Below are 22,309 nucleotides of genomic sequence, written 5' to 3'. Positions count from 1 at the left end.
CAAAGACCAGAAATCCGCCCCGGGCGCAAGGCTCCGGGGGGCCGGCTCAAGCCCCTGCGCCGACACCTGCCTCATCGCCAAGCTCGACCACCCGGATATCGGGCACTTTTGCCACCGGCAGCGCCGCAATCGCCGAGGACGCGGCCAGGTCCGTCCGATAGTCGCCGACCGGCTGCAGGTAGCTCTCGAGCACATCCGCCGAAAGCCCGTACCCGGTCAGCAGGGCCGCGCAGCGCAGCACATCGTCGCGAAAGAACGCCTCCATCGCCAACGCTCCGGTCTCGGCCCCGACGCCACGGCTCCAGCAATTTTGCACCAGCTCCATGCGATGGCCCATGGCCGCTGGCACCCCCCGAAGGATCAGCCGGTCTTCCCCCGATACCGCCAGCAGATCGCCGGCCTCAAGCCGGATCACGCCGCCCTGGCACGCCACCTCACGCGGGCGCGCGGCATAGGCATAGGCGGGCATCGGCTTGCCCGACCGTTCACGCGGCGCCGGCCGGCCCGCCCACGGGCTGTGCAGGTCGCACCCCGCCTTCTCCGACAGCCGCGCCATGAAACCGGAAAAGCCCTCGATGTCCCGCTCCAGGAAAAACGGCTCGACCTGCGCCGGGCCGAACACGTCGAACGCCGCCTGCAACGCGTCGAAATACGGCCGCCGCAGGCTGTCGTTCTTCAGCAGGGCCGAGGCGAAATCCAGCGTGTAGGCGTTGCGCAGGAAGTTGGTCTCGGGCCGGTCGCCCTGCATGGCCCGCGGCGCCAGCCCGAACACCGCGTATTTCTGAAGCGCGTGCAGGTAATGCGAAAAGGCCCGCCGCACCGGCTGCCGCATGCAGATCACGATGATCGCCTCCGGAAACATCGCCCTGATCCGTTCGAGCAGGTCACGTATCCGCTCCGGCGACGACCCCGACGCATAGGGCGGGCTCGATTCGAAGATCACCGTCGCCCCCGGGTCCGTCCCTTCGGCCGCATCGGTAAAAAGCGACAGGTACTGCTGTGTCGACCGGTTCTCGCGCAGGAAGTATTTCAGCTCCTTCCCGCCCTTCGGCACGCGCACGTTCGGCATCCCGGCAAAAGCCCCGTGCAACGTGGTCGTGCCGCACTTGGCGAAACCGATGCAGATGATGCTCTTCGGTGCGATCCTTGCCTCCTGCCGCCCGCCATGCCGGGTCACGCTTGTCACGCCCCGCTTTCGGCCCGCTAGGGCTTAGCAATCCGCACCGGGCCTGTCACCTGCAAGTTGCAACGCTGGCGGCCGCCCTCCCCGGCCCGCCCCCGCCAAATGCGTCTTTGCCACCGCGCAACGCAAAATTCAGCTTGCACACACGGAAACGGGCTGGTCAGCTTGGCGCATGATACCGGGCCGTCCTCCGATCGCGGAATGACCATGCCCGGCAAGTCAGAGATACCAGCAAGGAGACATAAGATGGACAGAAGAAAGTTCCTGACAGCCGGCGCGGTGGGCACCGCCGCCACCGCCCTCGCCGCCCCGGCCATCGCCCAGGACGTGCGGCAGTGGAAGATGGTCACCGCATGGCCCAAGAACCTGCCCGGGCCCGGCGTCGCGGCCCAGATGCTGGCCGACCGGATCACCACTCTCTCGGGCGGCCGGATCGAGGTCAAGCTCTTCGCCGCCGGTGAACTCGTCCCCGGCCGCGGCGTGTTCGACGCAGTCAGCGAGGGCACGGCCGAGCTCTACCACGCCGTTCCGGCCTACTGGGGCTCGAAATCCAAGGGCATCCTGCTGTTCGGCTCGCAACCCTTCGGCCTGCGCGCCGACGAACAGGTGGGCTGGCTCTACCACGGCGGCGGTCAGGAGCTTTACGACGAGATGTATGGCCGCTTCGGCATCAAGCCCTTCCTCTGCGGCAATTCCGGCCCGCAATGGGCCGGCTGGTTCCGCGAGGAGGTCACCTCCGCCGAAGACCTCAAGGGCATGAAGTTCCGCACCACCGGCCTCGCCTCGGAAATGGCCAGCAAGCTGGGCATGGCGGCCCAGGCCATGGGCGGCCCCGACATGTTCCAGGCGCTGCAGACCGGCGCGCTGGATGCCGGCGAATTTATCGGCCCCTGGACCGACAGCGCCCTCGGCTACCACCAGATCGCCAAGAACTACTACTGGCCCGGCGTGGGCGAGCCCTCCTCGGCCGAGGAATGCGGCGTCAACGCCGACATCTTCGCCGAGTTGCCCGAAGACCTGCAACAGGCGGTCAGCTTCGCCTGCGAAAGCCTCTACAACCCGGTCTGGACGGAATACACCACCAAGCACGCCCAGGCGCTCAAGACCCTGGTCGAGGAGCACGGCGTCACCGTCCGCAAGCTGCCCGACGACGTCATCGCGGCGATGGGCACGGCGGCCGAGGAAGTCATCGACGAGTTGCGCCAGGACGAGGACGAGCTGGTGAAACGCATCACCGAAAGCTTCATCGCCTATCGCGACCTCGTCGGCGGCTACATGACCTATGCCGATAACGGCCAGATGAACGCCCGCGCCAGCGTGATGGGCTACTGACCGACGAAACCACCGGTGCGGCGCCCCCTGCGCCGCACCGAAATTCTCCGGGGGACAGATGAACCGCATCGCCGCAACGATCGACGGCCTCAACACCATCGTGGCGACCGTCACGAAATGGCTGGCCCTACTGATGGTGCTGGTGCAGTTCGGCATCGTGCTGGGCCGCTACGTCTTCGGCGTCAACTCCATCGCCGTGCAGGAAAGCGTGCTCTACATGCATGCCACGCTGTTCATGCTGGGCGCGGGCTATACCCTGCTGGTCGACAAGCACGTGCGCGTCGACATCTTCTACGCCAAGGCCAGTCGCCTCTCCCGCCGCACCATCGACCTCTTCGGCCATGTCTGCCTGCTGATGCCGTCGATGGCGGCGCTGCTCTACTGGTCCTGGCCCTCGGTGCGCAACTCGTGGAACATCCTCGAAGGCCCGATCTCGGTCGGCGGGATCGAGGCGGTCTTCCTCCTGAAATCCCTGATCCCGGCCTTCTGCATCCTCGTGATGCTGCAATCCCTGTCGGAGATCATCAAGCTGATCCTGCGTGACCCGTCGTGACGGAAAACCTCGACCTCCTGATGTTCGCGGCCCTCGTGGCGGTCATCCTCTGCGGCTTCCCCGTCGCCTTCAGCATTGCGGGCGTGGCCATCGCCTTCGCCTATCTCGGCTGGCTGACCGGCGCGATGGATATCTCGCTTCTCGGCGCCATGGGCCAGCGGGTCTTCGGCCTGCTCAGCAACGAGGTGCTGATCGCCATCCCCCTCTTCGTGCTGATGGGCGCGGTGCTGGAGAAAAGCCGCATCGCCGAGGTGCTGCTCGACACGATGGGCCGCCTCTTCGGTCAGTTGCGCGGGGGCCTGGGCATCTCGGTCGTGCTGGTGGGCGCGCTGCTCGCGGCCTCCACCGGCATCGTCGGCGCCACCGTGGTGGCGATGGGCATGATCGCCCTGCCCACCATGCTGCGCACCGGCTATGACCCGCGCGTGGCCTCCGGCATCGTCTGCACCGCCGGCACGCTGGGACAGATCATCCCGCCCTCGACGCTCCTGATCATCCTCGCCGACGTGATGTCGAACGCCTACCAGCAGGCGCAATACGAACAGGGCAAGTTCTCGGTCGAAGCGCTCTCCGTGGGCCAGTTCTTCGCCGCCGCCCTGATCCCCGGCCTGCTGCTCGTCGGCCTCTACCTCGCCTACATCCTGCTCCGCGGCCTGATCCGCCCGCAGGACATGCCCCCCGCCTCGCCCGACCTCGCAAAGCCCGACCGCTCCGAAATCCTCGGCGCGGTCGTGCCGCCGGTGCTGCTGATCTTCGCCGTCCTCGGCGCGATCCTCGGCGGTGTCGCCACCCCGACCGAAGCGGCCTCGGTCGGCGCGGTCGGCGCGATCCTGATGGCAGGCCACCGCCTCGGCTACAGCCCGCGCCTGATCGTCTTCGGCGCCGCCGCCCTGATCCTCCTCGGCATCCTCTCCGGCGCCCTGCCCGTCCGCCTGCAACGCAACGACCTCTCCGCCACCGATTACACGCTCGGCGCCCTCTACGCCGGGCTCGCCATCGTCGGTATCGTGGCCCTCCTCCTCGCCCTGCGCGGCACCGTCCGCGACAGGGTCATGCAGGAGGCCGCCACCTCGACCCTCACCATGACGGCGATGATCTTCGCCACCATCCTCGCGGCCGGTATCTTCTCGCTCGTCTTCATCGGCCTCGGCGGCGAGGAACGCGTCGCCACCCTGCTTGAGAACCTCCCCGGCGGACCCACCGGCGCGCTGCTCTTCACCATGCTCTTCGTCTTCGTGCTGGGCTTCTTCCTCGACTTCGTGGAAATCTCGGTGATCGTCCTGCCGCTGGTCACCCCGACCCTGATCCTGATGGGGCACGATCCGATCTGGCTGGGCATCCTGATCGCCATCAACCTGCAGACCAGCTTCCTCACACCACCCTTCGGCTTCTCGCTCTTCTACCTGCGCGGCGCCGCCCCGCCCGAGGTCAGCACCGGCCATATCTACGCCGGCGTCGTGCCCTTCATCGGGCTTCAGGCCATCGGCGTCCTGCTGGTCTGGCTGCTGCCGTCACTGGCGACATGGCTGCCCGGCGCGCTGTTCTGACCGGCACGCTCACCCTTTCCCGAGGATCGCGTCCGACAGCTTCTCCGCCACCATGATGGTGGTGATGTTGATGTTGGCGCACGGGATCCGCGGAAAGACCGAGGCATCGGCCACCCGCAGCCCCTGCACCCCGATCACCCGCCCATCCGGGCCGACACCGGCCGCCGGGTCATCCGCCCGGCCCATGGCAACCGTCCCGCAAGCATGCCAGTTGCCCAGCACCGTGTCGCGGAGGAACCGTTCCAGCTCGGCATCGTCGGACTTCATCCGCTCGATATCGTAGCCCGCCACTGCCATCCCGATCAGCGCCTTGCGCACCGCCGGATGCAGGTCGAGCAGCCGGCCGCCCACCGCGTTCACCGTCCGCGACACCAGGTCCTTGTGCCCCAACCGCCGGATCCACGTAGTATAGGCCCCGGCAAACGCCCCCTGCCCGACGGCCTGCAATTCCTCCGACTGCAACAGCTCTATCGCAAACCGCACCCCGGCCTTCATCCGCTCCATGTCGCGCGGATCGGACAGCAGGTTGAACGCCACGAACGGCTCCTCCCCCGCATCGGGCGAGCGCAGTTCCACGAACCCCGTCGAATGCGCCTGGTCCGGTCCCACCCGCAGCACCCCGATCTGGTGCCCGATCGGCGTCTGGTCGAACCGCGCCGAGAGCGACATCTTCATGTCCCCCGCCGCACAGCCCTCGACCCCCGAGGTGAACCGCGTGTAAACTAGGAACGCATTGGCCATGTTCGACGCCATCCTCGCACCGGGCCGCAGGTGAAGGCCCACCCCCACCAGCGGATGATCCTGAAGGTTCCGCCCGATCCCCCGCCGATCCGCCAGCACCGGAATGCCCATTTCGCCCAAATGCGCGCCCGGCCCGATCCCGTGCCGCATCAGGATCGCCGGCGTATGCAGCGCCCCGGCACACAGGATCACCTCGCCGGCCTCGCACGCTTCGACCGTCCCGTCGGTGCGGGCCAGCCGCACGCCCGTCGCCCGGCGCCCGTCGAACACGATCCGCTCCAGCACCGTCTCCGCCACGATCCGCAGGTTCTCCCGCCGCCGCACCCCCTGGTCGAGATACGCCACCGCCGCCGACACCCGGCGGCCATAGACGTTGTTCTTCGGAAACGGGAAACACCCGTCGCTGGTCGTGTCATGGCAATCGTCGTGATAGGGCAGCCCGCGCCGCTCCAGCGCGTCCCGGAACGCCAGCGCGAAGCGCGACCAGTTCTCGGGAAAGGTCCGCTGCAACGGCACCGGCCCGTCGCGCCCATGTTTCGGCCCGCCGAAATCCATGTCGCGCTCCAACCGCCGGAAATAGGGCAGACAGTCCTCGTAACTCCAGCCCGCCGCGCCCAACTCCTCCCACCGGTCGTAATCCGACGGGATACCGCGCAGGGCCACCTGCCCGTTCACGCTCGACCCGCCGCCCATCACGCGCGCCTGTTCGTAGCGGTGCTCCTCCAGCTCCCGGCCACTGCCGTTGCCCACCGGATCGCGCGTCACGGTCAGCCGGGTCCAGTACCTGTTGTCCTTGAAGTAATCCGGCAGGTAGCCGTCGGCATAGATCGAGGCCGGCACGGCATAGGGCGGCGTATCCGGCCCCGCCTCCACCAGCAGCACCCGGCTGCGCCCGTCCGCCGACAGCCGGTTCGCCAGCACGCAGCCGGAAGAGCCACCGCCGATCACGATGTAATCATACCGCTCCGCCATGCCTTACCTGCCATAAAGATCGGGCAGGACCATCACCAGCCCCGGCACGAAGGTGATGATCAGCAGTACCAGGATCGAAACCAGCAGGAACGGCATGTTCGACAGCGCCAATCGTTCCGGCGTGATCTTGGCGATCGTCGCCCCGATGAACAGGCTGATCCCCACCGGTGGCGTGATCATCCCGATCGTCAGGTTGATCGCCACGATGATCCCGAAATGCACCGGGTCCACTCCCAGCCCCGTCACCACCGGAAGCAGGATCGGCACGAGGATGATCAGCGCCGCGATCATCTCCATGAACGCCCCCAACACCAGCAGCATCAGGTTGATCAGCAGCAGGATCACGATCGGGTTGTCCGACACCGATTGGATCGCCGCGGTCACCGTTGCCGGCACCTGCTCCTTGGTCAGGATCCAGCTCAGCGGCGCGGCGATGGCGACGATCACCAGCGCGCTGCCGGTCGTCCGGGCGCTCTGCAGCACGATGCCGGGCAGGTCGCGGAAACGGATCTCGCGATAGATCACCATCCCCACCACCAGCGCGTAAAGACAGGCCACCGCCGCCGCCTCGGTCGGCGTGAAGAACCCCGAGAAGATGCCGCCCAGAATGATGATCGGCATGCCCAACGGCACCAGCCCGTCCAGAAACGCCCGCAGGAAGGCGACGACCGAGAACCGCCCCCTCTCGCCGAACCCGTACCGCCAGGCATAGACCGCCACCAGCAGCATCTGCGCCACCCCCAGCAGGATGCCGGGAACGATCCCCGCAAGGAACAGCGCGTTGACCGACACGCCCGCCACCACGGCATAGACGATCAGGATGATGCTCGGCGGGATGATCGGCCCGATCAGCGACGACGAGATCGTGACGGAGGTGGCAAACTCCGTCGGATAGCCCCGCTCGCGCATCGACTTGATCATGATGCTGCCCACCGCCGCCGTATCCGCCGCGGCCGAGCCCGAGATGCCGGCAAACAGCATCGACACCACGATGTTCACATGCGCCAGCCCCCCGCGCACCCAGCCGACCATGGCCTCCGCCAGCGCCACAAGCCGCCGCGTCGTGCCGCCCGCGTTCATCAGGTTGCCCGCCAGCATGAAGAACGGCACCGCCATCAGCACGAAGACGTCGATCCCGGCAAAGGCCCGGTGCGGAATGGTCACCGGGTTGACGCCCGAGAAGATGAAATACACCACCACCGACGCGCCCATCACGGCATAGATCGGCAGCCCGATCAGCAGCGTCAGGAAGAAGGTGACGGCAAGCGCGGTCAGTTCCACAGGCGCCCCCCGTCATCCGGGTCCGGCGGGGTCAGCATGTCGTTGACCGCCATGCGGCGCATCGCGTCCACCAGCAGGGAAAGAAACATCAGGAACGTCCCGAGGAAAAGCGGCCCGTAGACCAGCCAGAGGGGAATATGAAGGTTGGCCGAGGATCGCCCGGTCTGGATCATCAGCCGCACGAGCCCCAGCGCGTACCAGGTGAAGGCCGCCAGAAAGAGCAGCAGGATCAGCCGGCGCAGCAGCCATAGGACCACTTGCACCTTCGGCGGGCAGGCATTGGCCAGGCTCTCCATGCCGATCAGGTCGCCATACCGCGCCCCGGCGGCCGTGGCGAAATACACGATCCACACCAGCGAGTAGCGCGCCAGCTCGTCCAGCCCCCGCACCCGCAGCGACGAGTTGCGCACCAGCACGTCCAGCAGCACAGCGCCCAGCATGAACAGCATCACCGCCACCACGAGGATGCGGACCAGGCTTTCGATCACGAGGCTGATGCGATGTATCCGCTCCAAGGCGAACCTCCTCCCGCGTTCAGGGCCCGGCGCGCCTCGCAACGCGCCGGGCCGGGTTTGCCTTACTTGGCCGAGGGCAGTTCCTGAATTTGGGCCATCAGGTCACGCACCCACGGTTCCAGCTCGGCCGAGTACTTCTCGCGCACCGGCGCCGTGGCCTCGACGAAGCTCGACAGGTCGTCCACCTCGTTGACCTTCAGGCCCTCCTGCTTCATCGCCTCCAGCGCCTCGGCATCCAGCGTCGCATAGTCGCTGTTGTTCTTCTCGACCGTCTGCTTGCCGATCTGTTCGACAAGCGCCTGCTCCTCGGGCGACATCGCGTCAAAGGTCGACTTGCTCATAACCAGAACCGCGATATTGGCCACCGTCGGCAACAGGGTCAGGTACTCCTGCACCTCGTTGAACCGCATCGCGCTCAGCGCCGAAAGCGCGTTCTCGTTGCCGTCCACCGTGCCGGTCTGCAGCGCGCCGTAAAGCTCCGCGAAGGAGGTCGAGGCCACCTGCGAGCCAAGGGCCTCATAGGTGTCGATATGCGCCGAAACGCCCATCGTCCGCATCTTGATATCGGCGAAATCCTCGGCCGTCTCGATCGGGCGGATGTTGTTCATCGGATAGCGGAACGCGGGAGAGCCGATGCCGATCAGCTTGAAGCCGGCCGCATCCGCCTCCTCGTAGAACTTCGAGAAGTCCAGCGTGCTCAGCGCCTCCTCGATATGCTCGGGGCTGTGGAACACGAAGGGCATGTTGAACAGCTCGAAGGACGGCACGAAGCTCGCCATCGCCGCCGTGTGAACCCAGGTGAAATCCATCGTGCCCAGAAGCAGCGCGTCAAGCGCGTCGCGCTCGCCGCCCATGGCGCCGCTCGGATGCACCTCCAGCGTCCACTTGCCGTCGGTTTCCTCCGCCATCGTCTCCTTCATGAACATCGCCGAGGTGTGGTAGGGGAACTGTTCCGCCACCACGTGGCCCAGCGTCATCGTCCGCTCCTCCACCTCCTGCGCCAGAACCCCGGCCGTACCGGTCAACGTCATCGCGGCGCCCAGCGCCACGCTCCTGATAAAACTCATGTCATCCTCCCATTTCGGTTTATGGTTCGATCCGCCGCGCCCGGCCGGTTTTTCCTCTCAGTCCAGGGCATAGCGGACGTTCTTCAACTGGGTATCGTCCAGCAGCGCATCCTTCCCGCGCTCCTTGCCGAACCCGCTCATCCGGAAGCCGCCGAACGGGGCGTCTACCGAAACCTTCCGGCCCGCGTTGATGCAGACCGTGCCGGCCCGTATCTGGCGGGCCGCGCGCATCGCCCGGCCGCTGTCGCGGGTGAACACCGCGGCGGCGAGGCCGTATTCCGTGTCATTGGCCATTGCGATGCCCTCTTCCTCGGTGTCGAAGGACAGAACGCTCTGCACCGGGCCGAAGATCTCCTCGCGCGTCGTGCTCATCCCGGCGCGGGCGTTCAGGATCAGCGCGGGCGACAGGAAATAACCGCCCTCAAGGTCGTCCCGCCCATCCAGGTCGACATACCGCCGCAGCTCCGCCCCCTCCCGCTCCGCCGCTTCCATGCAGCCCACGATCCGGTCGCGCTGCGCCGCGCTGACCACAGGGCCCATCTGCGTCTCAGGGTCCTGCGCCCGCCCGACGCGCACCCCGCGCAACCGCGCCTCCAGCTCCGCGACGAAATCGTCATGCACCGACCGCTGCACGATCAGCCGCGTGCAGGCCGCACAGACCTGCCCGGAATTGCGCACGTTGTCGGTAAACGCCGCCTCCACCGCGGCGCCGATATCGGCATCCTCCATCACCAGCAGCGGCGACTTGCCACCCAGCTCCAGCGTCATCCGCTTCATGCCCTTGGCCGCCGCCTCGAAGATGCGCTGCCCGGTGACCGTGCCGCCGGTGAACGAGATCTTGCCCACGTCCGGATGTGTCACCAGCCGCATCCCCGGCTCGGCCCCGCCATGCACCACGTTCAGCGTGCCGGGCGGCAGATCCGCCTCCAGCGCGCATTCCGCCAGCAGCGCCGACGACACCGGCGTCACCTCCGACGGTTTCAGCACCGCCGTGTTCCCCGCCGCCAGCGCCGGCGCGATCTTCAGCACCGCCAGCAGCGCCGGGTAATTCCACGGCGTGATCAGCCCGCACATCCCGATCGGCTCGCGCAGGGTGAAATCCGCAAGCGTCGGGTCCGAAACGTTCAGCGTCTCCCCCGACAGGCCCAGCAGGATACCGGCGTAATATTCCACCGAATCCGCCAGCCCCTCCATCTCGGTCGAGGTGATCGCGATCGGCCGCCCCACATCCAGCGTCTCGGCCCAGGCAAACGCCTCGGCCCGCGCCCGGATCGCGTCGGCAAACCGCATCAGGTGCCGCGACCGCGCCTTGGGCGTCAGCGTGCCCCAGCCGGTCTCGAACCCCTCCCGTGCCGCTGCGATCGCCCGGTCGGCATCTTCTGCCCCGCCATCGGCCACCCGCGCCAGCACGGTGCCCGTCGACGGGTCCAGCGTCTCGAACATCCGCCCGCTCTCGGCCGCGCTTTCCCGCCCGCCGATCAACAGCGGCCAGGGCTTCTGCGTGAAATCGAAATGCGCCGTCATCGTTTCCCCTCCTCCGAGGCTTCGCGCCCGGGCCGAAGGATTCCCCCCCGGCTGAGCGGCGTCACAAGCTGCTGGTAGAACCCCAGCCAGCCATCCCGCATCTTCAGCTTTGGCCGCCCGCCGCTCCTCCGCCGGGCCAGCTCGGCCTCCGGCACGTCCAGGTCGACCACCCGTGCCGCGATATCGATCCGGATCGGGTCGCCATCCGCCACCAGGCCCAGCGGCCCGTCCATCGCCGCCTCCGGCATGACCTGCCCGACAACGATCCCCCGGTTCAGCCCCGACAATTGCCCGTCCGTCACCAGCGCCACGCGCCCCGCCAGCGCACTGCCCGCCAACGCCGCCGCGAACCACGAGGCCGAGGCCACGCCCGGCCCGCCCAACGCCCCCAGCCCGCGCAGCACCACGACGTCACCCTCCCGGATCTCGCCCGCCTCCAGCGCATCAAGCGCCGCCTGCTGGGTCTCGAACACCCGCGCCGGCCCTTCGAACACGAGGCCCTGATACGCCCCGGTCCCCAGCTTCATGATCGCCCCTTCCGGCGCCAGGTTCCCCTTCAGCACCATCAGCGACGGCCCCTCCGCCACCGGCCGGCCCACCGACGCCACCGCGCCGCCCTCGGCCACCCCGGCCGCATCCAGCCGCGCCCCAAGGCTCTGCCCGTCCACGCCCACGCAGGCCTCGTCCAGCAACCCGCGCAGCCGGCTCATCACCGCCAGCGTGCCGCCCGCGGCATCGAGATCCTCGATCCGCCCGTCGCCGTTCGGCTTGATCGCGCACAGCACTGGCACCTTTCCGTCAAGCCCGGCAAACACATCGTAGATATCGACCGGCACCCGGCCTTCCTCGGCCACCGCCTGCAAATGGCGCATGACGTTGATCGACGTGCTCAGCGCCATCGCCACCGCCGCGGCATTCCGGAACGCCTCGGGCGTCAGGATCGCCGATGGCCGCAGATCCTCGTCGACCATCTCGACGATCCGCCGCCCCGCCGCGCGGGCGCGCTCGTACATCCGCTTGCTTTCCGCCGCGATCGGCGCGCTGCCGGGCAGGGTCATCCCCAGCGCCTCGCTCATGATATGCATCGAGTTCGCGGTGCCCATCCCGGCACAAACCCCCGGCCCCGCCACCGCCACCCGCGACATGCACTCGATATCCGCCACGCTCAGCTCGCCCGTACCCAGCTTGCCGACGCTCTCGAACACATCCTCGATATCCACCGTCTCGCCATTGAGCGCGCCACAGGCCTGGTACCCGCCGATCACCAGCAGCGTCGGAATATCCAGCCGCGCCGCCGCCATGAGCTGCGCCGGCGCCGTCTTGTCGCAGGAGGCAAGGCACACCATCGCATCAAGCTGCGGCCCCTCGACCGACACCTCGATATCGTTCACCACGAGGTCGCGCGACGGCAGGATGTAACTCCCCGACGAGCCCGCGCAGTGGATGAAATCGCTGGGCGCGGTCGTCTTGACCACGAAGGGCAGCCCCCCGGCCTCGCGGATCGCGGCGCTCACGGCCTCGGCCACCCGGTCGAGATGCGAGAAACAGCTCGACAGCTCCGACGACGTGTTGATCACGGCGATCTTGGGCTTCGCCATGTCCGCCTCGTCGATCCCCAGCGCGGTCCACTGCGCCCGCCGCAGCGCCCAGAGCGTGCTGCCCTCGGCGAAATTGCTCCTCAGCTTCCTCATTGCGCGCCCTCCAGCTCGGGCTCGCCCGGCACGAAACACTCCGGCGAACCATCGCCCAGGTACGCCCCCCGCTCCGCCAGCTCTGCCCGCAACGCCTGAACGTCCAGCGCACGCAGGTCACCGCCATGCCGCTCCGTTGCCAGTGCCGCGCCAATCCCCGCCGCCTCGCCCATGGCAAAGCAGGTGCCCGCCACCCGAAGCGACGCCTGCGCCACATGGGTCGCCGACACGCAGCGCCCGGCCATCACCAGCCCGTCGATGCCCCGCGGCAACAGGCAGCGCCACGGGATCTGGTAGTAACTCCCGTCCGGCAGCCAGACCCAGCGCGTCGCCCGGTCGGCGCCATGCTCCTCGACCGGCCACGCACAGGCGCCGATGGCATCGGCGAACCGCGCCCCGCCCAGCACCTCCTCCTCGGTCAGCATGTGATCCCCGGTCACCCGCCGGCTCTCGCGCACGCCGATCTGCGTGCCGGTATCCAGCAGCCACGCATCGCGATAGCCCTGCACATGCGCCCGGAACGCCTCCAGGTACAGCTCCGCCATCCGCCGGCCATTGGCCTCCGCCGCGCTCATCTCCGCCACGTCCAGCGGGTTGGGCGCCCGGCCATCCTGCTCGATCCGGGTGATGTTCAGGTGCACCACCGCCTCGTTGAAGGCAAAGATCCCGCCCGCCGTGCGCGGCAGGTCGAACCCCGCCGCCACCGCCGCCTCGAGATAGCCGTGCAGTGCCGCCCGGTCCGTCTCCTCGACCTTGCGCGTATCGACCCCGCCAAACCGGATCATCGTCGTCGGAAACTGCAGATCCTCCACGTCGCAGGCCCATTCCGCCCCGGCCAGCGCGGCAATCTGCCCGTCGCCGCTGGCATCGACGACAACGCCCGCCTCAACGGCCCAGCGCCCGTCGATCGACTCGAAAACCGCCCCGTTCACCCGCCCGTCGCGCTTCAGCACCTCGACCGCCAGAGAATGGAACCGCACCGCGACACCTGCCTCGCGCAGCATGTCGTCGGCGACCCGCTTCATCGGCTCCGGGTGATAGGGCAGCGACGCGGTCTGCAACCACACCTTGGGCGCGGCGGCCCCGCCCCGCGCCCTGAGCCGCTCGATGATCTCGTCCGCCAACCCGCGCACCAGCCGCTGCACGCGCCCGCCGTCAAGCCCGTAAAGCCCGCAGATACTGCCCAGCGTGACCGCCGTCAGCGTCCCGCCCAGGAACCCCATCCGCTCCACCAGCATCACCCGCGCGCCGGTCCGCGCCGCGGCGACGGCGGCGGCGATCCCGGCCGATCCACCGCCCACCACCAGAACGTCGACGCGGTCACGGATCTCGGTCCGCCGCTCGGGTTCGGTCACATGCGTCATGTCTTCGCCTCGTCCTTCGCGCCCAGCCGCGCCCTCGCGGTGCTGCGCCGGATCATCAGGTCGACCGGATGCACGATGCGGCGCGGTTCCAGCGCTGGCTCCGCCAGCCGTTCAAGCAACAGGTTCACCCCGTCCTCGACGATCTTCTGCACCGGCTGGCGCACCGTGGTCAGCGACAGCGTCGACCACGACGCCTGCTCGACATCGTCGAACCCCATGATCCAGCAATCCTCCGGCACCCGACAGTCGCGTTCATACGCCCCGTCCAGCGCCCCCAGCGCCAGCAGGTCGTTGGCACAGAACACCGCGTCCGGCGGGTCCGACAGGTCCAGCAGCGACTGCATCGCCGACCGCCCGCTTTCATGCGAGAACGGCACCCGGCGGATCATCGAGGTCTCGATCTCGTGCCCCCGCTCCGCCATCGCCTCCAGGAACCCGGCCTCGCGGTCGCGCACCGTGCTCACGTCCAGCGAGCCGCTGATGAAACCGATCCGCCGCTTGCCATGGTCCAGCAGGTACGACGCCACCGCGCGGCCGCCGGCATGGTTGTCGCTCGACACCTGGTCACAGCTTAGATCGTCGATCGTCCGGTTGATCAGCACCAGCGGCGCCGACGCCCGGATCGCCTCGTGCAGAACCGGCGAATTCCGCGTCACCGCCGCAAAGATCAGCCCGTCCACCAGCGACTGGCTGATCGCGTCGATCGCCGCCACCTCACCGGTGCCCTCCGTGTCCCACAGCACAACCTTGAGGCCCTTGTGCGCCAGCACCTCGTTCAGCGCGCAAAGGATTTCCGTGTAAAGCGGGTTGCTCAGCCGGGCGACCACCACCCCGATCACGCCAAGCCGGCTGGTGCGCATCGCCCGTGCCAGCGCGTTCGGCCGGTAATCGATCAGCTTCGCGGCATCCAGCACCCGCTGCCGCGTCTCGGCATTCACGTTCTCCTCGCCCCGGAACACCCGCGACACCGTCGCCTGCGACACGCCGGCAGCCAGCGCAAGGTCTTTGCTCGTGGCAGTTGATTTCGTTTTCATGAACACTGATTCCGAATCATCATTTATTGCATCTAAGCTATGATTACGTAGTCATTCAATGGAAAAGAGACCCCACGGCCGGTACATGCCCCCGACCGCTACGCCACGGGGGCCGCCGCAACAGCCCGCGCGGGCCCCGTGCCCGTCCCATCATTTCTGGAGTGAACTCAGCCCCTTACCGGCACCGCCCGTCTCAAGAGCCCGCCGTAACGCCCGCCTTCCGGTCCTCGAGGATCATGTCCGAGGCCTTCTCGCCGATCATGATCGCCGGGGCGTTGGTATTGCCCGACACGATCTCGGGCATGATCGAGCAATCCGCCACCCGCAGCCCGGCCACCCCATGCACCCGCAGCCGCGCATCGACCACCGCATCGGGGCCCGGCCCCATCCGGCACGTCCCGGTGGGGTGATAGATCGTCGTCGAGTTGTTCCGCGCCCAGTCGAGCGTGCCCTCGTAATCATCCATGTCGAGCGACGCGTCCGGCCGGAACTCCTCGGAAATCTTGTGCTTCAGCGGCTCGCACCGGGCAATCCGCCGGGCGATGTTGATGCCCTCCACGATCGTCCGGCAATCGGCCTCGGTCGACAGGTAATTCGGATGGATCGTCGGGTAGACCCGCGCATCCGCCCCCGCCAGCCGGATCTCCCCCCGGCTCTCGGGCCGCAACTGGCAGACCGACATGGTAAAGGCGGAAAACGGATGCACCCCCGCCCCGGGGCTGTCCGCCGACCAGGGCTGCACGTGGAACTGGATATCCGGCGTCTCCACATGCGCGCCCGTCCGCAGGAACCCGGTCGCAAGGCTCGCCGCCATCGCCATCGGGCCAGAGCGGAACATCGCGTATTTCACCGCGATCCGCGCCTGGTTGAACAGGCTGCGCACCTCGTCGTTCAGTGTCGGCTCGTTGCACTTGAACACCAGCCGCGCCTGCAGGTGATCCTGCATGTTCTTGCCCACGGCCCGAACATCCCGGCGCACCTCGATCCCGTGCTCGCGCAGCTGCTCCGCCTCGCCGATCCCCGACACCATCAGCAACTGAGGCGACCCGATCGCGCCCGAGGACAGGATCACTTCCGCCCCCGCCTTGACGACATGCTCCTGCCCCGCCTTGTCGCGATAGGCCACGCCCACGGCCCGGCTGCCCTCGAACACGATCCGGCTCGCCGCCGCCTTCGTCAGCACAGTCAGGTTCGGCCGCGCCTTGACCGGGTTCAGGAACGCCACCGCGCTCGAACACCGCCGCCCGTTGCGCGCGGTCAGCTGGAAATACCCCACCCCCTCCTGTTGCGCCCCGTTGTAATCCGGGTTGAACGGATACCCCGCCTCCTGCGCCGCCGCGACCCACGCATCGCAGATCGGCCGCTGCAGCCGCATGTTCGACACCGACAGCGGGCCCTGGTCCCCGTGAAACTCGTCGGCGCCCCGCTCCTGCCGCTCCGACCGCTTGAACAGCGGCAGCACGTCGTCCCAGCCCCAGCCGGGGTTGCCCATCTGCTGCCAGCGGTCGTAATCCTGCGGCTGCCCCCGCACGTACAGCAACCCGTTCAGCGACGACGACCCGCCCAGCACTTTTCCCCGCGGCCAGTCCAGCCGCCGGCCGTTCAGCCCCGGGTCCGGCTCGGTCCGGTAGCACCAGTCGACCGACGGGTTGTGCATGGTCTTGAAATACCCCACCGGAATATGGATCCACGGGTTCCAGTCCCGCCCGCCCGCTTCCATCAGCACGACCTTGATCGACGGGTCGGCCGACAGCCGATTCGCCAGAACACAGCCCGCCGAGCCAGCACCGACAATCACGTAATCCGCTGACAATTCGGGCATTTCCGGGCGACCTCCTCCAATCATTGGGCAGAGAAAAGATTTCTCTTGCCAGATCGAACATAGGTCGACCAATATTGAGACTGCAAGTATCAAAAATACGCAACGTGGGAGGAGACCATGAAAGTATCCAATGCCCTGAGCGGGATCACCCGCCGGGATCTGTTCCGGTTGTCGGGACAGTTCGGCATGTCGTCGGTGCTGCTGGGCGCAGGGGCGTTCACAGGGGCGGCCAGCCTGTCCTCGCTGGCCAAGGCCGCCGAAAGCACCTACGAGAAACGCTTCGCCAAGGAAGCCAAGCACACGCTCAAGATGGGCGCCTCGGGCTTCAACGCCCGCAACCTGCTGATCGAACGCATGGGCGCGCTGGAATTCTGCCGCGACCTCGAGGAACGCACCGAGGGCGAGATCCGCGTCGAGTTCATCGGCGACAACCAGATCTGCGGCCAGCTCTCCTGCGTCGAGAAAACCCAGCTCGGCGTGGTCGACATGTACGCCGCCTCCACCCAGAACTCGGCCGGCGGCGCGCCCTATCTCAACGTGCTCGACTACGCCTACATGTTCCCCACCCGGGCCTCGCAGTACCATTTCCTCTACAGCCCGGAATCGATGAAGCTCCTGCGCGAGCCGCTGGAAAAACGCCACGGCCTGAAATTCCTCTTCAGCCATTGCGAACTCCGCGGCCTGCAGATGGGCCAGACCTTCGCCGACAAGCCCACCGTCACCAAGCTCGAGGAACTGTTCGGCACCAAGAACCGCGTCACCGGCACCCAGCTGGGCCGCATCGCCATGCAGCTTCTCAACCTCAACCCCGTGCCCGTGGCGTGGGAGGAAACGCTCGACGGCCTCAAGCAGGGCCTGATCGACGGGGCCGAGACATGGGCCTCGGCCGTGGCCTATGCCAACATGGCGCCGGCGGTCAGCCAGTCGGTCGACCTGAAGTTCTTCTGCGGCACCGAACACACCTCGATGTCCGCCAAGGTCTTCGACAGCATGGAGCCGCACCTGCAGGACGCGATCATGGAATCCGCCTACTGGGCCCAGGCCCACGTGCAGGCCGCGAACGAGGCCGCGCTGGTCAAGACCGTCGGCTTCTCCGACCCGCAGCTTCCCGACACGATCTTCGTCAAGGAAAACGTGCGCCCGGCCTTCCTTCCCGACGACCAGATCAAGATGGCCGAGGAGATGTGCTCGCCCGAGTACAACCCCGAACCCTGGGCGCAGTGGCGCGAGCGGCTCAACAACTGGTCCGGCGGCCACGACACCTACCAGGAAATCTACGACGTCGCGCGTCAGATTCCGCAGGATACCAAGCCCGAGAACGTCGAGCCCCGCCGCTGGTGGCGCTCGGCATAACCGGCTATCGTTGAACCCGGCGCGGGCCGCCAGCCGATCCCGGCGGCCCGCCCCCGCACACGCGGCATCCAAGACCGCGCAGGCACCCCGCGACCCATACCGCGACCCGACAGGAGGAACAGGCAATGACCGGCTGGTTCGACGGCGCAGGCGAGATTTTCAGCGCCCTCGCCGAAGGCGATTCATGGATGCTGAGCGAGGCGATGCGCGCCCCGGCCGTCTGGCCGCTGGGGCTGGCCGCGATGCTGGCGGCGGCGATCCTGATCCTCCTCCTCTACCGCCTCAGCCCCTGGTTCGAGCGCAATTTCGAATCCACCGTCATGGTCGTCTCCTACCTCGCCATCGGCGGCATCATCTTCGTCGAGGTCTTCCGCCGCTTCGTCCTGTCGGAACAGGCGCCGTGGTCGACCACCCTGCCGCCCTTCCTGTTCCTGATCATGACGTGGTTCGGCTGCAGCTATAACGTCAAGCTGCGCACCCACCTCGCCTTCGCCGAGTTCCGCACCGCCATGCCGCGCACAGGCCAGATGGCCTGCCTGCTGCTCGACGCGGCACTCTGGATCGGCTTCTCCTGGGTCGTCGTGGTCACCTCCACCCGGGTCGTCGCCAACTCCGCCTCGAACTTCCAGATCATGTTGGGCACCGACAACATCATGCAATGGTGGTTCCTGATCTCGGTGCCGCTCGCCTTCACCGTGCTGGTGGCCCGCGTGCTCGAGAACCTGATCGAAGACTTTGCCAATTACCGCAGCGGCGCGCCGCTCCTGCGCCAGGCCGTGATCGGAGGAGACTGACATGAGCGACCCGATGATCATCACGCTCATCTCGATCGGGGTGACGTTCCTGTTCATGCTCGGCGTACCGGTCTTCCTCGTGATCGGCTACTGGGTGATCGGCATGTCCTTCCTGCTGGGCATGCCGCTCGACAATATCGGCGCGGCGCTGGCCGACGTCTTCACCGACGGCTTCGCGCTTCTCGCCATGCCGCTCTTCATCCTCACCGGCGACCTGATCAACCGCTCGGGCATCGCCCGGCGGCTCTCCGATTTCGCCTATGCCTGCCTGGGCTGGATCCGCGGCGGGCTCGCCATGGCCGCGCTGGGCGCCTGCGGGCTCTTCGCGGCGATCTCCGGCTCGAACTCCGCCACCACGGCCACCATCGGCTCGATGCTGCATCCCGAGATGGTCAAGGGCGGCTACGACGAACGCTTCTCGGCCGCCACCGCGGCGGCGGGCGGCACCGTGGGCATCATCATCCCGCCCTCGATCATCTTCATCGTCTACGGCTTCCTCCTCAACCTGCCGATCTCCGAGCTGTTCGTGGCCGGCATCATCCCGGGCGCGATGATGGTGGGCGGAATGATGATCGCCTGCTTCCTCGTCTGCTGGAAGAACGGCTGGGGCCACCTCATCGCCCTCAGCCCGCTGCGCGTGATCAAGACGGCGGTGGGCGCCTGGCTCGGCTTCTTCGCCATCGGCCTCGTGCTCTGGGGCATCTACACCGGCAAGTTCTCCCCGACCGAGGCGGCGGGCGTCACCGTCGGCTTCTGCGTCATCGTGGGCTTCCTCTGCCTGCCCATCCACCGGCTCATCGGCGGGCACAAGGACAAGGATGTGTCCGACAAATCCATCTCCGAAATGCTGGTCGTCCACGGCTTCGGCCCGCTGGAACTGCCCTCGATCACCATGCGCTCGGCGCAGATCACCGGTATCCTCGCCCCACTCATCGCCGTCTCTGTCGTCATGCAACAGATCCTCTCGGTCCTCGGCGCCCAGCAGGCGATCGGCGATTTCGTCACCTCCATGGGCGGCTACCACGCGGTGCTCTTCACCTCGATGGCCATCGTCTTCGTCCTCGGCATGGTGCTGGAAAGCCTGCCGGTGACCATCATCCTCGCCCCGATCCTCGCCCCCGTGGCCCACTCGGTCGGCGTCGAACCGGTGCAATTCGCCGTCATCTTCCTCGTCGGCGCTTCGATCGGCTTCATCACGCCGCCCTACGGCCTCAACCTCTACGTGGCCTCCGGCGTGACAGGCGTGCCCTATTTCCGGCTGTTGCGGTATTCCCTCGTCTACCTTATTGCCCTGATCGCGGTCTGGATCATCGTGGCCCTCGTCCCGGCCCTCTCGACCGTGCTGCTGCCGCAACGATGAAGAAGACCTGAACGATGGATGGGGAAAAATCCGGGTCGATCCCGACGAACCTGAGGCTGCTGATGGTGATCGAACAGATCGCCAGCGCCGGCGTCCCGGTGACCCCGACCGAGGTCAACGCCCAGATCGGCCTGCCCAAGCCCACCATCCACCGCCTCTTCAACACGCTCGAGGAGGAAGGCTTCCTCCAGCGCGACATGGACGGACGCACCTACTCCCCCGGCCCCCGGCTGCGCACCATGGCAGGCGGCATCCTCTCCTCCCTGCGCATCCGCACGGCCCGCCAGGCCGTGCTCCAGCGGATCAGCCGCGAGATCGGCGAGACCTGCAACATCGCCCTGCCCGACCGCGACTGCATGACCTATCTTGAACGGGTCGAAACCGAATGGCCGCTGCGCATCCAGCTCCCCATCGGCACGCGCGTGCCTTTCTACTGCACGGCCAGCGGCAAGATGTATCTCAGCTCGCTCGCCACCAACCACCTGAAAACCTATCTCGACGCCACCGACCTTGCCCGCCGGACCCCCAACACCATCACCGACGCGGCCGCGCTCTTCGACGAGATCGCCGAGGTCCGCAAGACGGGCTACGCCCTCGACCGCGAGGAATTCATGGAAGACATGATCGCGCTGGCCGTCCCGATCCAGGACACCAACGGGCGCCTGATGGCCACCCTCTCCTTCCACGCCCCGTCCCAGCGCTTCGACATCCCCCGCGCCCTGGAATATCTCGACGCCCTGAGACAGGCCGCGAAAGACCTCTCCAACCTCGTCTCCGAAACCGAACCGACCTGATCCTTTCTGGAAAAGGCGCCCTGACCCGTCAACGCCGCGTCAGACAGGCGCCGGCAGGCTCACCTGAGACCGCGCAAAATCTCCACCGACGGCTCCCCCGTCACCGGCAGTCCGCGGCTCGCCTGATACCGCCGCAGAGCCTCGCGCGTATCGGGACCGATCACGCCATCGGCGCTGCCCGTGTCGAACCCGCGCCGGGTGAGACCCCGCTGCAGCGCGATCCGGTCTTCCTTCGTCAGCCCGTTGGCATCCGGCGGAAACTGTGCCTCGAGCGGGCCCGCGCCACCGATCCGATCCGCCAGGTGCCCCACGCCGATCGCATAGGCGTCGGAATTGTTGTACCGCTTGATCACCTGGAAATTGCTGTTGACCGCGAACCGCGGTCCACCCGGCTGGGGCTGCACCACGCGGCCCGGCGTGCCCGCAGGCGCCACGCGCCCCCAGCGCTGGCCGCGGGTCCAGCCGTTGCGTGACAGATAGGCCGCCGCAGAGGCCAGCGCATCGGACGGATCATCCGACCAGATATCCCGGCGCCCGTCCCCGGTGAAATCCACGGCAAACGCCTGGTAGGAGGTCGGAATGAACTGCGTGTGGCCCATGGCCCCGGCCCAGCTTCCGGTCATCCGCGCCGGGGTCACGTCCCCGTTCTGCAGAATGCGCAGGGCGGCAAGCAGCTGCTTTTCGAAAAACGCGCCACGCCGCCCGTCATAGGCCAGCGTCGAGGTGGCCGAGATCACCGGCACGTTGCCCCGCCGCGTGCCATAGAAACTTTCCAGCCCCCAGACGGCCGTCACGATTTCAGCGTCGACACCGTACCGGGCTTCGATCGCGCTCAGCGTCGCGCGTTCCCGCGCCAAGGCCGCCCGCCCCTGCCTCACACGCTCCTCCGAGGCGGCGATCGAAAGATAATCCTCGAGGCTGCGCTTGAATTCGGTCTGGTTGCGATCCCGCTCGATGACACCGGGCAGATAGCCCGTGCCACGGAACGCCGCATCCAGCGTCGCCTGGCTGATCCCCTGCTGCGCGGCCCGGCCCCGGAACGACGCGACCCACGCATCGTAGCCCGCGTTGGGCACAGGCCGAAGATCCGCGGGCAGCGCGTCGGACTCACCGGTACCCTCCGTCCGGATGCCACCGACACCGCCACAGGCTGAAAGGCTGAGAATGGCGGCCCCAAGGCCGAACTGACGGCGCGACAAGATCATGCTTCAAAGGCTCCTACGGCGGTTGATGACAGGCTCGTTCCACGGGCAGCTTTGGTTCACTCACCCCAGTTACACCGCAAATCAGGCCGGCCTGCAACTCGGCCGTTCCCGACCGGCGCCCACCTGCTGAACGCCAGGACCGTCCTATCCGCACGCGCGCCACGCAACGACGGCCAC

18 protein-coding genes are annotated in these 22,309 nt (G+C 67.4%); 7 read left to right on the top strand and 11 right to left on the bottom strand.

Annotated elements, in window-relative coordinates; translation table 11 throughout:
* Nucleotides 1–46 precede the first annotated feature (46 nt).
* The gene (locus ACO07J_RS22885; protein ID WP_422033291.1) at nucleotides 47–1,186 is read right to left on the bottom strand and encodes a hypothetical protein; all 1,140 of its coding nucleotides are present in this window, start codon (nucleotides 1,184–1,186) and stop codon (nucleotides 47–49) included.
* A gap of 243 nt (nucleotides 1,187–1,429) precedes the next feature.
* Here ACO07J_RS22885 and ACO07J_RS22880 point away from each other — a divergent pair, with 243 nt between their 5' ends.
* The 3 genes from ACO07J_RS22880 to ACO07J_RS22870 are packed head-to-tail and all read left to right on the top strand — an operon-like array spanning nucleotide 1,430 to nucleotide 4,615.
* Nucleotides 1,430–2,515: a TRAP transporter substrate-binding protein gene (locus ACO07J_RS22880; RefSeq protein WP_422033289.1), complete on the top strand. Its 1,086-nt coding sequence runs from the start codon at nucleotides 1,430–1,432 to the stop codon at nucleotides 2,513–2,515.
* Nucleotides 2,516–2,573: 58 nt separating this feature from the next.
* A complete protein-coding gene (locus tag ACO07J_RS22875) occupies nucleotides 2,574–3,068 on the top strand; it encodes a TRAP transporter small permease subunit (RefSeq protein ID WP_422033287.1) in 495 nt (164 codons plus the stop codon).
* Nucleotides 3,065–4,615: a TRAP transporter large permease gene (locus tag ACO07J_RS22870; protein ID WP_422033285.1), complete on the top strand. Its 1,551-nt coding sequence runs from the start codon at nucleotides 3,065–3,067 to the stop codon at nucleotides 4,613–4,615. The genes ACO07J_RS22875 and ACO07J_RS22870 overlap by 4 nt, the downstream gene beginning before the upstream one ends.
* A gap of 9 nt (nucleotides 4,616–4,624) precedes the next feature.
* Here the strand turns inward: ACO07J_RS22870 and ACO07J_RS22865 are convergent, their stop codons facing one another.
* From ACO07J_RS22865 to ACO07J_RS22825, 9 genes are all read right to left on the bottom strand, one after another.
* The gene (locus ACO07J_RS22865) at nucleotides 4,625–6,328 is read right to left on the bottom strand and encodes a GMC family oxidoreductase (RefSeq protein WP_422033283.1); all 1,704 of its coding nucleotides are present in this window, start codon (nucleotides 6,326–6,328) and stop codon (nucleotides 4,625–4,627) included.
* Nucleotides 6,329–6,331: 3 nt separating this feature from the next.
* The gene (locus tag ACO07J_RS22860; protein WP_422033281.1) at nucleotides 6,332–7,609 is read right to left on the bottom strand and encodes a TRAP transporter large permease; all 1,278 of its coding nucleotides are present in this window, start codon (nucleotides 7,607–7,609) and stop codon (nucleotides 6,332–6,334) included.
* On the bottom strand, nucleotides 7,600–8,124 hold the full coding sequence (locus ACO07J_RS22855) for a TRAP transporter small permease (RefSeq protein ID WP_422033279.1): 525 nt from the start codon (nucleotides 8,122–8,124) through the stop codon (nucleotides 7,600–7,602). The genes ACO07J_RS22860 and ACO07J_RS22855 overlap by 10 nt, the downstream gene beginning before the upstream one ends.
* Nucleotides 8,125–8,186: 62 nt before the next feature.
* Entirely contained in the window at nucleotides 8,187–9,191 is a 1,005-nt protein-coding gene (locus ACO07J_RS22850; RefSeq protein ID WP_422033277.1) for a TRAP transporter substrate-binding protein, read from the bottom strand.
* Nucleotides 9,192–9,248: 57 nt separating this feature from the next.
* Nucleotides 9,249–10,715 carry an aldehyde dehydrogenase family protein gene (locus ACO07J_RS22845; protein WP_422033275.1) on the bottom strand — a complete coding sequence of 489 codons (1,467 nt, stop codon included), beginning with the start codon at nucleotides 10,713–10,715 and terminating at the stop codon, nucleotides 9,249–9,251.
* Nucleotides 10,712–12,406, bottom strand: coding sequence for a dihydroxy-acid dehydratase (locus tag ACO07J_RS22840; RefSeq protein WP_422033273.1), 1,695 nt, complete (start codon nucleotides 12,404–12,406; stop codon nucleotides 10,712–10,714). The genes ACO07J_RS22845 and ACO07J_RS22840 overlap by 4 nt, the downstream gene beginning before the upstream one ends.
* Complete coding sequence (locus tag ACO07J_RS22835) at nucleotides 12,403–13,770, bottom strand: FAD-dependent oxidoreductase (protein ID WP_422033271.1); 1,368 nt, start codon at nucleotides 13,768–13,770, stop codon at nucleotides 12,403–12,405. Before ACO07J_RS22835 ends, ACO07J_RS22840 begins: the two co-directional genes overlap by 4 nt.
* A complete protein-coding gene (locus tag ACO07J_RS22830; RefSeq protein ID WP_422033269.1) occupies nucleotides 13,767–14,804 on the bottom strand; it encodes a LacI family DNA-binding transcriptional regulator in 1,038 nt (345 codons plus the stop codon). The genes ACO07J_RS22835 and ACO07J_RS22830 overlap by 4 nt, the downstream gene beginning before the upstream one ends.
* A 193-nt stretch (nucleotides 14,805–14,997) precedes the next feature.
* Nucleotides 14,998–16,626 carry a GMC family oxidoreductase gene (locus ACO07J_RS22825; protein ID WP_422033267.1) on the bottom strand — a complete coding sequence of 543 codons (1,629 nt, stop codon included), beginning with the start codon at nucleotides 16,624–16,626 and terminating at the stop codon, nucleotides 14,998–15,000.
* A 117-nt stretch (nucleotides 16,627–16,743) separates the two neighbouring features.
* On the opposite strand from ACO07J_RS22825, the gene ACO07J_RS22820 reads away from it, so the two are divergent.
* From ACO07J_RS22820 to ACO07J_RS22805, 4 genes are all read left to right on the top strand, one after another.
* Complete coding sequence (locus ACO07J_RS22820; protein WP_422033265.1) at nucleotides 16,744–17,979, top strand: TRAP transporter substrate-binding protein; 1,236 nt, start codon at nucleotides 16,744–16,746, stop codon at nucleotides 17,977–17,979.
* A 125-nt stretch (nucleotides 17,980–18,104) separates the two neighbouring features.
* On the top strand, nucleotides 18,105–18,773 hold the full coding sequence (locus ACO07J_RS22815) for a TRAP transporter small permease (RefSeq protein ID WP_422033263.1): 669 nt from the start codon (nucleotides 18,105–18,107) through the stop codon (nucleotides 18,771–18,773).
* Between the two features lies 1 nt (nucleotide 18,774).
* Nucleotides 18,775–20,133, top strand: a complete 1,359-nt coding sequence (locus ACO07J_RS22810; protein WP_422033261.1) for a TRAP transporter large permease — start codon at nucleotides 18,775–18,777, stop codon at nucleotides 20,131–20,133.
* A gap of 14 nt (nucleotides 20,134–20,147) precedes the next feature.
* Nucleotides 20,148–20,927: an IclR family transcriptional regulator gene (locus ACO07J_RS22805; protein WP_422033259.1), complete on the top strand. Its 780-nt coding sequence runs from the start codon at nucleotides 20,148–20,150 to the stop codon at nucleotides 20,925–20,927.
* Between the two features lie 59 nt (nucleotides 20,928–20,986).
* Here ACO07J_RS22805 and ACO07J_RS22800 read toward each other — a convergent pair whose 3' ends face one another.
* Complete coding sequence (locus tag ACO07J_RS22800; protein ID WP_422033257.1) at nucleotides 20,987–22,132, bottom strand: lytic murein transglycosylase; 1,146 nt, start codon at nucleotides 22,130–22,132, stop codon at nucleotides 20,987–20,989.
* Nucleotides 22,133–22,309: the final 177 nt, after the last annotated feature.

The sequence above is a fragment of the Roseovarius sp. genome, from assembly GCF_965228755.1.
Taxonomy (GTDB): Bacteria; Pseudomonadota; Alphaproteobacteria; order Rhodobacterales; family Rhodobacteraceae; genus Roseovarius.
Note: the sequence above shows the minus strand (reverse complement) of the source record. Positions and strands in the feature narration are given on the sequence as shown.